This is a genomic window from Paenibacillus sp. UNC496MF (genome assembly GCF_900113915.1).
Classification (GTDB): Bacteria; Bacillota; Bacilli; order Paenibacillales; family Paenibacillaceae; genus Paenibacillus_Z; species Paenibacillus_Z artemisiicola.
Map to the genome: position 1 here is coordinate 1 of NZ_FORE01000024.1, position 13,336 is coordinate 13,336.

Below are 13,336 nucleotides of genomic sequence, written 5' to 3' on the forward strand. Positions count from 1 at the left end.
CCCAATTTAGTAAGACCCCTTGAAGACGACGAGGTAGATAGGTTCGAGGTGGAAGCGCAGCAATGCGTGGAGCTGACGAATACTAATCGGTCGAGGGCTTATCCAAGGTACATCGCTTCAGCTAAGCAAGACCTTCGCAAAGGTTCGTATCCAGTTTTCAGGGTGGCAAGCTCTGAGCAAGAATCGCGTTTCCGTTAGCGGAAGACGCCCGTTTGGTGGCGATGGCGGAGGGGAACCACGCGTACCCATCCCGAACACGACCGTTAAGCCCTCCAGCGCCGATGGTACTTGGACCGCAGGGTCCTGGGAGAGTAGGACGTTGCCAAGCACGATGAACCGACTGCATAAGCAGTCGGTTTTTTGTTGTTTAACAATCTTTTCTATGCGGGTAATCATATTGTGGCTGTAAGCCAGAAGCGGTTCGGAATGTTGTGGATATGCCTCCTCTCCGCGTATAAATGAACTGAATCCGCCCAAAGCTAGTAAGGTCAGGGCAATCATTCGATTGCAGGAACCCGCTTGACCTTTTGGGAAAATTGCGTATAATAAAATTAAGGTCAAAGAAAGTCAAAGTCAATTTGACTAAATACTTCGAGAATTATGATTTCTTGACCGAAGGGTTTTGGGCAATTTAGGGAGGTTGGCGAAATGCGCAACATTTCCGATCTCATCGAGCAGTACCTGAAGCATATGCTAAAGGAAAGCCCCGGCGGTGCGGTTGAACTGCAGCGCAATGACTTGGCGGACCGCTTCTCCTGCGTGCCGTCCCAGATCAATTACGTGATCAGCACCCGCTTTACGCTGGAGAAAGGCTATTTCGTCGAAAGCAAGCGCGGCGGCGGCGGCTACATCCGCATTCAACGCGTGGAGCTGCCTACGCTGTCCGCCCTCCAGGAACATCTCGCGCAAACGATCGGCGAGCAAGTGGACCAGGATACGGCGGAAGGGGTTATTTATCAGCTGGAGGAAGGCAAGCACATCACCCGCAGGGAAGCGAACTTGCTTCGGGCGGCGATGTCGCGCGACTCCCTGGCCGTGAAGCTCCCGCTGCGCGACGAAATCCGGGCCCGGCTGCTCCGGGCGATGCTGGTCACGCTGCTCATGAAGTAGGCTGCGCAGCCTTGCAAGAGGAGGGATAGTGCGGAATGCTTTGTCAGGAATGCGAGAAGAAGCCGGCTACGCTTCATTTTACGAAAATCGTGAACGGGGAGAAGACGGAGTTCCATATTTGCGAATCTTGCGCGCGTGAACGGGGCGAGGGAATTCCCGGCACGGCCAACGGATTCTCCATCCACAGCTTGTTGTCCGGCCTGCTCGACTTCGAGCAGAGCGGTGGCGGGGTGAACGGCATCGGCGCCAAGCAGGCCCAACAGCTCCGCTGCGACAACTGCGGATTAACGTATACGCAATTCAGTAAAATGGGCCGGTTCGGCTGCAGCAACTGCTACGCTCAATTCGGCAGCAAGCTGGACCCGATCTTGAAAAGGGTGCATGGCAACACCACGCATGTCGGCAAAATTCCAAAGCGGGCCGGCGTGAAAATCCAGGTGAAGCGCGAGATCGAAGAACTTCGGCGCGATTTGCAGACGCGGATCGAGCAGGAGGATTTCGAAAACGCGGCCAAAGTCCGAGACCGGATTCGCGAGCTGGAACGCGATTCGGCCGACGCAGAGGAAAGGCATGGGTAGGAAGGTGATTCGAAGTGTCGAAGCGGTCTTATGTCGATGAAGCGCTGAGCGATTGGATGAGGGGCAACGGTCCCGACTCGGACGTCGTCATCAGCAGCCGAATTCGCATCGCCCGCAACTTGTCGGGACATCCGTTTCCGATGCTGGCTACCAAGCAGCAGGCGCAGGGCGTGATGGAGAAGCTCACCGCCGTGGCCAAGAACGGCAAGCTTCGGGAAATCGGCGATTTCGAGACGATCGAACTTTCGCAGCTCAGCGAGCTGGAACGAAGGGTGCTCGTCGAGAAGCATTTGATCAGCCCGAACTTGGCCAACGAGTCGCGCAGCGGCGCGGTGATGCTCAGCGAGAACGAAGCCGTCAGCATCATGGTGAACGAAGAGGATCATTTGCGGATCCAGTGTTTGTACCCGGGATTCCAAGTCAAGGAAGCTTGGGGACTGGCCAGCCGCATTGACGATATTTTTGAAGAAGCAACCGATTACGCGTTCGACGAACGCAGGGGGTACTTAACGAGCTGTCCGACCAACGTCGGAACGGGCATTCGCTCTTCGGTGATGATGCATCTGCCGGGGCTGGTGCTGACGCAGCAAATCAACCGCATCCTGTCGGCGATCACGCAAGTGGGGCTGGCGGTCCGGGGGATTTACGGCGAAGGCAGCGAAGCGACGGGCAACCTGTTTCAGATCTCGAATCAAATTACGCTCGGCCAGTCCGAGGGGGAAATCATCGAGAACTTGCACAACGTCGTCCGCCAAATCATCGAGCACGAACGGGCGGCGCGGCAGCGTCTGCTTGAGGAATCCCGCATTCGGCTCGAGGATCGCGTAAGGCGTTCGTACGGCATCCTGTCCCATGCGATGGTCATGGACTCCAAGGAAGCGTCGCAGCGGTTGTCGGACGTGCGGCTCGGCATCGACTTGGGTTTGATTCCGGACGTTACGCCGCAAGCGATGAACGAAATGATGGTATTAACGCAACCGGGCTTTCTGCAGCAGGTGTTTCATGAGAAAATGTCGCCTGAGCTGCGGGACGTCCGGCGTGCGGAACTTATACGCAAGCAGTTGAATTCTTGTCAATCCGATCATGGGGGTGTGTGAACATGATGTTTGGAAGATTTACCGAACGCGCGCAGAAGGTGCTCGCATTGGCGCAGGAAGAAGCGGTTCGTCTCGGCCATAACAATATCGGGACGGAGCATATCTTGCTCGGCCTGAACCGGGAAGGCGAAGGCATTGCCGCCAAGGCGCTGATCGGGCTCGGACTGAGTCTGGAGAAAATTCAGGACGAAGTCGAAACGCTCATCGGCCGCGGCCAGGAGCAGCCTACCAATATCGCGTACACGCCGCGCGCGAAAAAGGTCATCGAGCTGTCGATGGACGAAGCGCGCAAGTTGGGTCACACGTACGTCGGGACGGAGCATATTTTGCTCGGCCTGATTCGCGAAGGCGAGGGCGTCGCGGCCCGCGTCCTCAATAATCTCGGCATCAGCTTGAACAAGGCGCGCCAGCAAGTACTGCAGCTGCTCGGCAGCAGCGAAGCGGTGTCCAGCAATCACGGGGCGCCGTCCAATGTCAGCACGCCGACGCTGGATGGACTCGCGCGCGATTTGACGGCCTATGCCAAAGACGGCAATCTGGATCCGGTCATCGGCCGGAGCAAAGAAATCGAGCGCGTCATTCAGGTGCTCAGCCGCAGAACGAAAAACAATCCGGTCTTGATCGGGGAGCCCGGCGTCGGTAAAACGGCCATCGCCGAAGGTCTCGCCCAGAAGATCATCGCCGGCGAAATTCCCGAGACGCTTCGCGATAAGCGCGTCATGACGCTCGATATGGGCTCCGTCGTCGCCGGCACGAAGTACCGCGGCGAGTTCGAAGACCGTTTGAAAAAAATCATGGACGAAATTCGTCAAGCCGGCAACATCGTGCTCTTCATCGACGAGCTGCATACGCTGATCGGCGCAGGCGGCGCGGAAGGCGCGATCGATGCCTCCAACATCCTGAAGCCGGCGCTTGCCCGCGGCGAGCTGCAGTGCATCGGGGCGACGACCCTGGACGAATACCGCAAATACATCGAGAAGGACGCCGCTTTGGAACGCCGCTTCCAACCGATTACGGTCGACCAGCCGACGCCGGAAGAAGCGATTCAAATCCTGCACGGCCTTCGCGACCGCTACGAAGCGCATCACCGGGTCAAAATCACGGATGAAGCCATCGAGCAAGCCGTGAAATTGTCGGACCGTTATATCACGGACCGCTTCCTCCCGGACAAAGCGATCGACTTGATCGACGAGGCGAGCTCCAAAGTAAGATTGAAATCGTACACGGTACCGCCGAATCTCAAACAGCTGGAGAACCGTTTGGAGGACATCCGCAAGGAGAAGGACTCCGCCGTTCAAAGCCAAGAGTTCGAGAAAGCGGCCGCGCTCCGCGATACGGAACAGAAGATCCGCGAGGAGCTCGACGTCACGAAGAACCAATGGAAAGAAAAGCAGGGCCGTACGGATTCCGAAGTGACGCCGGAAGACATCGCGCAAGTGGTGGCGAGCTGGACCGGCATCCCGGTATCGAAGCTGGCCGAAGAAGAGACGCAGCGTCTGCTGAAGATGGAAGACATTCTGCATGACCGCGTCATCGGCCAAAGCGAGGCCGTCAAAGCGGTATCCCGCGCCATCCGCAGAGCCCGTGCCGGCTTGAAGGATCCGAAGCGCCCGATGGGCTCGTTCATCTTCCTCGGCCCGACCGGGGTCGGCAAAACCGAGCTCGCCCGCGCGCTTGCGGAAGCGATGTTCGGCGACGAGAACGCGGTCATCCGCATCGACATGTCGGAGTACATGGAGAAGCACTCCACGTCCCGGCTGGTCGGGGCGCCTCCGGGCTACGTGGGCTACGAAGAGGGCGGCCAGCTGACGGAGAAAGTCCGCCGCAAGCCGTACTCGGTCGTCCTGCTCGACGAGATCGAGAAAGCCCATCCGGAAGTGTTCAACATCCTGCTGCAAGTGCTGGAAGACGGCCGCCTGACGGATTCCAAGGGCCGCGTCGTCGACTTCCGCAATACGCTGATCATCATGACGTCGAACGTCGGCGCGGATCAAATCAAGCGCAATTCCTCGCTCGGCTTCACGGCCGCCCAGGATGCGGGCCGCGATTTCAACATCATGAAGGAGAAGGTGCTGGCGGAGCTGAAGAAAAGCTTCCGTCCGGAGTTCCTGAACCGGATCGACGAAACGATCGTGTTCCACTCGCTGGAGCAAGAGCATATCGCGCAAATCGTGACGCTCATGTCCGATGAGCTGCGCAAACGGCTGCGCGAACAAGAAGTCGATTTCACGCTCACGGACGCCGCGAAGGCGTTCCTGGCGAAGGAAGGCTTCGATCCGCAGTACGGCGCGCGTCCGCTGCGCAGAGCGATCCAGAAGCATATCGAGGATCGGCTGTCCGAGGATCTGCTGCTCGGCAAGATCGCCAAGGGCCATACGCTCATCATCGACGAGAAGGACGGCGAGTTGACGGTCACGCATGCCGACAGCGCGCCCGCGACGGAAGAACCGGCTACGAAATAAAACGTTCGGCGAATACCCCTTGCTTCCCGCCCCGGCGGGGGCGAGGGGTATTTTTTAGCGTAATTTTAGGTTTAATCGCACCGCTAGAAATGGTAAACTTTTAATGATACGTCTTTTGCATAAGGAGCCGCTCATGGCAAAACTTAAAACCAAGTTCGCATGCACCGAATGCGGCAACGAATCGCCCAAATGGATGGGCAAATGCCCCGGCTGCGGGCAGTGGAACACGATGGTGGAAGAGAAGGAAACGGTGGTCAAGACGCAAGGAATGGGCTCGACGCTCATTCAGACGAAAGAAAAGCCGCGACCTATCATACATATAGAAAGTGGTCAAGAGAAGCGCATCGAGACGTCCAACCAAGAACTCAACCGCGTACTCGGCGGCGGCGTCGTGCCGGGCTCGCTCATTCTCGTGGGCGGGGATCCCGGGATCGGGAAATCGACGCTGCTGCTGCAAACGTCGCATGCGCTGGCTTCCAAAAAGCTGAAGGTGCTGTACATCTCCGGCGAGGAGTCCGTCCGCCAGACGCGGCTTCGCGCCGACCGCCTCGGCGCGTTGTCGGATACGCTGTACGTGCTCTGCGAAACGAACATGGAGCAGATCAACGACGCGATCGAGTCGGTGAATCCGGATTTTCTCGTCATCGACTCCATCCAGACCGTGTACGACCCGCAGGTGCAGTCCGCGCCGGGGAGCGTCTCGCAGGTAAGGGAGTGCACGGCGCATTTCATGCGGGTGGCGAAGATCAAAGGCATCGCGACGGTGCTCGTCGGCCACGTCACGAAGGAAGGCGCCATCGCCGGTCCGCGGATGCTCGAGCACATGGTGGACTGCGTGCTTTATTTCGAAGGCGAGCGGCATCATACATACCGGCTGCTCCGGGCGGTGAAGAACCGGTTCGGGTCCACGAACGAGATCGGCATCTTCGAAATGGTCGAGGACGGGCTGCGGGAAGTCAACAATCCGTCCGAGCTGTTCTTGTCCGAGCGGCCGATGGGCGTGTCGGGCTCGACCGTCGTGGCGAGCATGGAGGGCACGCGGCCGGTTCTCGTCGAGATGCAGGCGCTCGTGGCGACGACGAACTTCCCCTCGCCGCGACGGATGGCGACAGGCATTGACCACAACCGCATGACCTTGATCGTCGCGGTGCTGGAGAAGCGGATGGGCATGTTCCTCCAGACGCAGGACGCGTATTTGAACGTCGCCGGCGGCATCCGCCTGGATGAGCCGGCGGTCGACCTGGCCGCGGCGGTCAGCATCGCGTCGAGTTTCCGGGACGCGCCGACGAGGCCGTTCGACGTGTTTTTCGGCGAAATCGGGCTGACGGGCGAAGTGCGCGCGGTTTCGCGCGCGGAGCAGCGGGTGAAAGAAGCACAGAAGCTCGGCTTCAAACGCGTGATCATGCCGAAGAAGAGCTTGAAGGGGTGGACTCCGCCCAAAGGAATCGAAATCATCGGCGTCGAGACGGTCGCAGAAGCGCTGTCCGCGGCATTCGGATAAAGGGGGGAAACGATGTGAAAGAGACGAACCAGGCCGAAATGGTCAATCAGCTGCTTCAGATGGTCGCGCCCGGCATGCCGTTCCGCGAAGGGCTCGACAATGTCCTGCGGGCGAAGACGGGGGCGCTCATCGTGGTCGGCTACAGTCCGGAAGTGATGGAAGTGGTCGACGGCGGATTTTCCATCAACTGCGACTTCTCCCCGAACTATCTGTACGAGCTGGCCAAGATGGACGGCGCCATCATTCTGAGCGAGGACCGCAAACGGATCTTGTACGCTAACACGCAGCTCATTCCGGACAGCTCGATTTCGTCCAGCGAGACGGGGATTCGGCACCGGACGGCGGAGCGCGTGGCCAAGCAGACGGGCAAGCTGGTCGTGTCCATCTCGCAGCGGCGAAACGTCATTACGCTGTACCAGGGCCAGTTCCGGTACTCCTTGAAGGAAATGGGCGTCATCCTGACGAAAGCCAACCAGGCGATTCAGACGCTCGAGAAATATAAAGCGGTGCTCGGCCAATCTTTCACGAACCTGTCGGCGCTGGAGTTCGAGGAAATGGTTACGCTGCAGGAAGTGGCGCACGTCATCAAGCGCGTCGAGATGGTCATCCGCGTCAAAATGGAAATCAAGCGCTACGTGAACGAGCTCGGCACGGAAGGCCGGCTGATCAGCATGCAGATGGATGAACTGGTCGGCGGCGTGGAGGAGGAGGCGTGGTTCCTGCTGAAGGATTACGCCAAGGATCCCAATGAAGACCGCGTGAAGGACATTCGCACGAATATCCGCAAGCTCACGTCCGAAGAACTCCTCGACCTGCCGCAAATCCTGAAAACCTTGGGCTACGGCGGCATCAACGCGTCTGCCGAGGAGATGGTCGCTCCCCGGGGATACCGCTTGCTCAGCCGCATCCCGCGCCTGCCGGCGGGCATCATCAGCAACCTGGTCGAAAAGTTCGGGACGCTGCCGCACGTGCTCATGGCCACGATCGAAGAATTGGACGCCGTGGACGGGATCGGAGAGGTACGCGCGAGGGCGATCAAGGAAGGCTTGAAGCGGATTCAAGAGCAGATGTTCATTGACAGACAAATTTAAATCCCATACAATGGGGGAATGCAGCCAGAAGCTGGGTACAACTTACAATTCACGCCTTGCCGCTGATGAAGCTTCGATTTCGAAGCTTTTTCACAAGATTGCCCTTCATTACTGCGACGGTCGGTTTTGGGGCATAGTAAAGATGAGGTGGAGCAAATGATCACGAAGTCGATACCGAGTCTTTTTACGGTGGCGAATTTGTTTTTAGGCATTATTGCCGTTATATTGGTCTTTCCGGATAACGCCAAGCCGGAATTGGCCGCGATGATGGTCATCATCGCCATGCTGATGGACGGCGTCGACGGGCGGGTAGCTCGGGCGCTGAACGCGCAAAGCGAATTCGGCAAAGAATTGGACTCTCTCTCGGACGTCATATCCTTCGGGGTGGCTCCGGCGTTCATTATGTATAGCGTGGCCTTCCAAGAACTGAATCCGGCTCCGGCTTGGATCATCACGGCGCTGTTCCCGATTTGCGGAGCGCTCCGGCTGGCCCGGTTCAACGTGGTGTCCGGCATGCCGGGCTACTTCATTGGCCTGCCGATTCCGGCGGCCGGCGGCGTATTGGCCACGTTGGCCTTGTTCCACAAAGACATCGCGCTGTCCGTTCTGATGGCGAGCACGCTCGTGCTGTCGTTCCTGATGGTCAGCACGATTCGCTATCCGAATTTCAAGAAGCTGGGCATTCCGAAGAACGCGATTTGGGTCGTCCCCATCATCGTCGTGATCGCGGTCGGCCTGGGCATTCTGTTTCCGCACCACTTGTCCAAAATCATTTTCGTGCCGCTCGTGCTCTACGCGCTGTACGGCCTAAAAAAAAACGTTGATCGCCGTCTCCCGAATAAAAAGCGGAAACGCCGGCTCGAGAATCAGCTTCCAGAAGAAGCCGCGGTCAACGGGGAACACAGCGCCTAACCCGGGCGAACAAAAGAAGACCGCCTGATTTCTCCTTCGGGAGAAACCAGGCGGTCTTTCGTCGTTTCCGGCCGACCGCGAACGGTTCGGCCGGCAGATGAGTTCGCGCTCTACGTTAAATTAAACAGGCCCAGCGTGCTGCACTTGTCGGATTCGCGCTCGATGACGTCGTCCAGCTTGATGTCGAGCAGATTGGCCATGGCCGACATATAGAAGAGGTTGCGGCCCAGTTCGTTCTGGATGGCTTCTTTGCAGTGCTCGCAAAGCTCGCCGGAGATGTGGTGGTGCAGCTTGCGTTTGGCCTTCTCCAGGTTAAAATCGTCTTCGTACGACTGCTTGCGGGCATTGAGCTCGATGCACCCGCATTCGGTGACGGCTTTGGCGACGGCGCGATTCACGGAAGCGCCGGATTGACCGTATTTGGACAAAACGTCCAGCAAGCTTCGATGACGCAGCAGCAGTTCGGATACTTGCTGCTGGAATTGCTCCAACGTTGGTGCGATCATCGTATCCACCTCATTTCAGGAATGGGTTGCTTTGGTACCATTATAAGCCTCTCGGGGGATCATTTCAAAACGGATTTCCGCATTTTGTCCCGTCCGGAAGGCAAGTTAATAATTTCTAATGCATTCCCCGCCTCCGCGCGATTAACGTGACAGAAATTGGAACATAATTGGTAGTGGAGGTGGATTTATATGATGAAACGAATGATTCAAGGAATCGGGCTATGGTTTGGCGGCGTCATGGGGGCGCAGCTATTCGGCTCCGTGAACGGCGGTCTAAGCTGGGCGGCGCCCGCGAACGGCATTATGCAGCATTCGGGAAGCTATTACATGAGCGTGGGCATCGGCGCGGCCTGCGGCTTGGCGCTCGCGACGATGATGGCGGGGCCGCTCGCCAAATGGATCGAGCAGGGCGCGGACAAGGCGTCCGCCATGCCGACGGGCGAGCTGTTCTCGGGCGGCGCGGGGCTGCTCGGCGGCCTGGCGCTCGCGGCGCTGCTGTACCCGGCGCTCTCCGGGCTCGAAGGCACGTGGCTGCTCATTCCGGTGGCGCTGACGGCCTTCCTCGGCTACGCCGGGATGCGGATCGGCCTGAACAAGCGCGAGGAGTTGGCGCAGACCATCGCGGCGATCGCGGAGCGCACCTCGAAACCGTTGAAAGCAGAAGAAGAGAGCACGTACGAGGAGCATAAGATTCTCGATACGAGCGTCATCATCGACGGCCGGATCGCGGATATTTGCAAGACGGGTTTTATCGAAGGCACGCTGGTCATTCCGGAATTCGTGCTGGAAGAGCTGCAGCACATCGCCGACTCGTCGGATCTGCTCAAGCGCAACCGCGGACGCCGCGGGCTCGACATTTTGAACAAGATTCAGAAAGAGCTGGACGTCAAGGTACTCATCTATGAGGGCGACATGGAAGACGGCGAAGTGGACAGCAAGCTCGTGAAGCTGGCCAAGGCGCTGCACGGCAAAGTCGTCACGAACGACTTCAACCTGAACAAGGTGTGCGAGCTGCAGGGCGTGTCCGTGCTGAACATCAACGATCTCGCCAATGCCGTGAAGCCGGTCGTGCTGCCCGGCGAAGAAATCGTCGTCCAGGTCATCAAGGACGGCAAGGAGCACGGCCAAGGCGTCGCTTATCTGGACGACGGCACGATGATCGTCGTCGAGGGCGGCCGGGACTATATCGGCACGACGATGGAAGTGCTGGTCACGAGCGTGCTGCAGACGTCCGCGGGCCGAATGATTTTCGCAAAGCCGAAGCTGTTGGAAAAAGCGCTGTAACGCGGTATGATGGTATACGAATGATGTCCGGGCGAAGCGCCTGGCGGTTCTCCGGGACATCGAAGTTTACGGCGGGGCGGTAGAGGCATGGCGGAAGCAAAGGCAACATGGGGCGTCGTCGTCGTGGCGGCGGGCCGCGGCACCCGGATGGGGACGCCCGAGAGCAAGCAGTATCTGCTGCTGCGGGACAAGCCCATCCTGGTCCATACGCTGGAGACGTTCCAGGCGATGGACGAAATCGCGGAGATCGCGCTGGTCGTCGGACGGCCGGATATCGAACGCTGCGAAGCGTTCGCCGACGCGTACGGCCTGCATAAAATCTCCTCCGTCCTGGAGGGCGGCGGCGAGCGTCAGCATTCCGTGCGGCGGGGGCTGGCGGCGCTGGGCGGCGAGGTCAATTGGGTCATGGTGCACGACGGCGTCCGGCCGTTCGTCGCGCCGGAGGCCGTGCGGCGATGCATGGCGAAGGCGATGGCGACGGAGGCCGCGGTGCTGGCCGTGCCCGTGAAAGATACGATCAAGCAAGTGAACGAAGACGGCGTCATCACCGCGACACCCGAACGGCGAAGCTTGTGGGCGATACAAACGCCGCAGGCTTTTCGCCGTTCTTTGCTGGAACGGGGGCTGCGCAAGGCCGAGGAGGACCGGTTCGTCGGCACCGACGATGCGATGGCGGTCGAGCGGCTCGGCGTGCCGGTCTCGGTCGCCGAAGGGGATTACACGAACATTAAAATCACGACGCCGGACGATTTGCCGTACGCGGAATTTCTGCTGGCAAGCCGTTCGCGGGAGAGAGGGACGGACGTATGATTCGAGTGGGGCAAGGATTCGACGTGCATCAGCTGGTGGAGGGACGCCCGTGCATCATCGGAGGCGTGACGATTCCGTACGAACGGGGGCTGCTCGGCCATTCCGACGCCGACGTGCTGCTGCACGCCATCAGCGACGCGGTGCTGGGCGCGCTCGGCCTCGGCGACATCGGCAAGCATTTTCCGGACACGGATCCGGCGTTCAAGGACGCGGACAGCCTGAAGCTGCTGCGTCACGTGTGGGGGCTCGCGAAGGAGCGGGGCTACAAGCTCGGCAACGTCGACGCGACGATCATCGCGCAGAAGCCGAAGATGGCGCCGTACATCCCGCAAATGGCCGACGTCATCGCGGGCGCGCTCGAAGCGGAAGAGAGCGGCCAGGTCAACGTCAAAGCGACGACGACGGAGCAGCTCGGTTTCGCCGGCCGGGGCGAAGGGATCGCCGCGCAAGCGGTTGTCTGCCTCGCGAAAGTTATGCTATGATTCAGCAATACAAAGCGATGACGGGAGGAATCGAGAGGTCATGAGCGATCAAATCAGGGTGCGCTATGCGCCGTCGCCGACGGGGCATCTGCATATCGGGAATGCCCGGACGGCCTTATTCAATTATTTATTCGCCCGCAATCTCGGCGGGAAATTCATTATTCGGATCGAAGACACCGACGTGAAGCGGAACATCGCGGGCGGCGAGGAGAGCCAATTGACGTATTTGAAATGGCTCGGCATCACGTGGGACGAGAGCGTCGATATCGGCGGCGGCTACGGCCCGTATCGCCAGACGGAACGGCTCGACATCTACGAGAAGTACTGGCAGGACCTGATCGACCGCGGACTCGCCTACAAATGCTACTGCACGGAAGAAGAGCTGGAGCAGGAGCGGGAAGAGCAGACGGCGCGCGGCGAGATGCCGCGTTATTCCGGCAAGCACCGCAGTCTGACGGCGGAGCAGCAGGCGGCCTATGAGGCGGAAGGCCGGATCCCGAGCATTCGTTTCCGCGTGCCCGAAGGCAAGACCTACACGTTCAACGACATGGTCAAAGGCGAAATCAGCTTCGAGTCCGACGGCATCGGCGACTTCGTCATCGTGAAGAAAGACGGCATTCCGACCTATAACTTCGCCGTGGCGCTGGACGATCACTTGATGGCCATCAGCCACGTGCTGCGCGGGGAGGACCATATCTCCAACACGCCGCGCCAGCTCATGATCTACGAAGCGTTCGGCTGGGAGCCGCCGGCGTTCGCCCACATGACGCTGATCGTCAGCGAGAGCCGCAAGAAGCTGAGCAAGCGCGACGAGTCCATCATTCAGTTCATCGAGCAGTACGACAAGCTCGGGTATTTGCCGGAGGCGCTGTTCAATTTCATCGCGCTGCTCGGGTGGTCGCCGGAGGGCGAGCAGGAGATGTTCACGCAGGACGAACTCATCGCGGCGTTCACGGCGAGCCGGCTGAGCAAGAGTCCGGCGTTGTTCGATACGAACAAGCTGGCCTGGATGAACAACGAATACATGAAGAAGACGGAACTGTCCCGCGTCGTGGACCTGTGCTTGCCGCACCTGGCGGCCGCGGGCCGCGTCACCGGCATGCTGTCCGAGAGCCAGCGCGCGTGGGTGAACGATCTGGTCGCGCTGTATCAGGATAAGCTGCGCTCCGCTTCCGAGATCGTGCCGCTCACGGAGCTGTTCTTCCTGCCGGAGCCCGCGGACGAAGAGGACGCGGCGGCCGTGCTGGGCGAGGAGCAAGTGCCGGCCGTGCTTGGCGCCTTCCTGGAGCAGGTCAAGGCGCTGGAAGAGTTCTCTGTCGACGGCGTGAAGGCCGCGATCAAGACGGTGCAGACCTCGACGGGCTTCAAGGGCAAGCAGCTGTTCATGCCGATCCGCGCGGCGCTGACGGGCCAGACCCATGGTCCCGACCTGAATGCGACCATCGTCCTGCTAGGCCGGACGAAGGTGGAGGAGCGGCTCGCGGCCCGTCTGGGCTGAACCGG

The 13,336-nt window shown here is 59.5% G+C and carries 12 protein-coding genes and 2 rRNA genes; 13 read left to right on the top strand and 1 reads right to left on the bottom strand.

Annotation, left to right across the window (positions count from 1 at the left end; genetic code table 11):
• The 9 genes from BMZ79_RS32195 to pssA all read left to right on the top strand — a co-directional run.
• Positions 1 to 106 (top strand): 23S ribosomal RNA (locus tag BMZ79_RS32195); the annotation flags it as partial.
• A 105-nt stretch (positions 107 to 211) separates the two neighbouring features.
• Positions 212 to 328, top strand: a 5S ribosomal RNA gene (gene rrf, locus BMZ79_RS32200).
• 320 nt (positions 329 to 648) lie between these two features.
• Entirely contained in the window at positions 649 to 1,110 is a 462-nt protein-coding gene (locus BMZ79_RS32205) for a CtsR family transcriptional regulator (protein ID WP_090648984.1), read from the top strand.
• Positions 1,111 to 1,145: 35 nt separating this feature from the next.
• The gene (locus tag BMZ79_RS32210; RefSeq protein WP_090648987.1) at positions 1,146 to 1,688 is read left to right on the top strand and encodes a protein-arginine kinase activator protein McsA; all 543 of its coding nucleotides are present in this window, start codon (positions 1,146 to 1,148) and stop codon (positions 1,686 to 1,688) included.
• 14 nt (positions 1,689 to 1,702) lie between these two features.
• Positions 1,703 to 2,785, top strand: a complete 1,083-nt coding sequence (locus BMZ79_RS32215) for a protein-arginine kinase McsB (RefSeq protein WP_090648989.1) — start codon at positions 1,703 to 1,705, stop codon at positions 2,783 to 2,785.
• Between the two features lie 2 nt (positions 2,786 to 2,787).
• Positions 2,788 to 5,247 (top strand): ATP-dependent protease ATP-binding subunit ClpC, encoded by a 2,460-nt coding sequence (clpC, locus tag BMZ79_RS32220; protein ID WP_090648992.1) that lies wholly within the window; start codon positions 2,788 to 2,790, stop codon positions 5,245 to 5,247.
• Positions 5,248 to 5,380: 133 nt separating this feature from the next.
• Complete coding sequence (gene radA, locus BMZ79_RS32225) at positions 5,381 to 6,748, top strand: DNA repair protein RadA (RefSeq protein WP_090648994.1); 1,368 nt, start codon at positions 5,381 to 5,383, stop codon at positions 6,746 to 6,748.
• 14 nt (positions 6,749 to 6,762) lie between these two features.
• Complete coding sequence (gene disA, locus BMZ79_RS32230; protein WP_090648997.1) at positions 6,763 to 7,839, top strand: DNA integrity scanning diadenylate cyclase DisA; 1,077 nt, start codon at positions 6,763 to 6,765, stop codon at positions 7,837 to 7,839.
• 156 nt (positions 7,840 to 7,995) lie between these two features.
• Positions 7,996 to 8,751 carry a CDP-diacylglycerol--serine O-phosphatidyltransferase gene (gene pssA / locus BMZ79_RS32235; RefSeq protein ID WP_090648999.1) on the top strand — a complete coding sequence of 252 codons (756 nt, stop codon included), beginning with the start codon at positions 7,996 to 7,998 and terminating at the stop codon, positions 8,749 to 8,751.
• Positions 8,752 to 8,861: 110 nt separating this feature from the next.
• Here pssA and BMZ79_RS32240 read toward each other — a convergent pair whose 3' ends face one another.
• The gene (locus tag BMZ79_RS32240; RefSeq protein ID WP_090649002.1) at positions 8,862 to 9,257 is read right to left on the bottom strand and encodes a nucleoside triphosphate pyrophosphohydrolase family protein; all 396 of its coding nucleotides are present in this window, start codon (positions 9,255 to 9,257) and stop codon (positions 8,862 to 8,864) included.
• 189 nt (positions 9,258 to 9,446) lie between these two features.
• Between BMZ79_RS32240 and BMZ79_RS32245 the strand changes: the two genes are divergently transcribed.
• The 4 genes from BMZ79_RS32245 to gltX all read left to right on the top strand — a co-directional run bounded on the left by BMZ79_RS32245 (position 9,447) and on the right by gltX (position 13,331).
• Entirely contained in the window at positions 9,447 to 10,541 is a 1,095-nt protein-coding gene (locus BMZ79_RS32245; protein WP_090649004.1) for a PIN/TRAM domain-containing protein, read from the top strand.
• A gap of 87 nt (positions 10,542 to 10,628) precedes the next feature.
• Positions 10,629 to 11,351, top strand: a complete 723-nt coding sequence (gene ispD / locus BMZ79_RS32250) for a 2-C-methyl-D-erythritol 4-phosphate cytidylyltransferase (protein WP_090649007.1) — start codon at positions 10,629 to 10,631, stop codon at positions 11,349 to 11,351.
• Complete coding sequence (gene ispF, locus BMZ79_RS32255; RefSeq protein WP_090649010.1) at positions 11,348 to 11,833, top strand: 2-C-methyl-D-erythritol 2,4-cyclodiphosphate synthase; 486 nt, start codon at positions 11,348 to 11,350, stop codon at positions 11,831 to 11,833. The genes ispD and ispF overlap by 4 nt, the downstream gene beginning before the upstream one ends.
• A gap of 40 nt (positions 11,834 to 11,873) precedes the next feature.
• On the top strand, positions 11,874 to 13,331 hold the full coding sequence (gene gltX, locus BMZ79_RS32260) for a glutamate--tRNA ligase (protein ID WP_090649012.1): 1,458 nt from the start codon (positions 11,874 to 11,876) through the stop codon (positions 13,329 to 13,331).
• Positions 13,332 to 13,336: the final 5 nt, after the last annotated feature.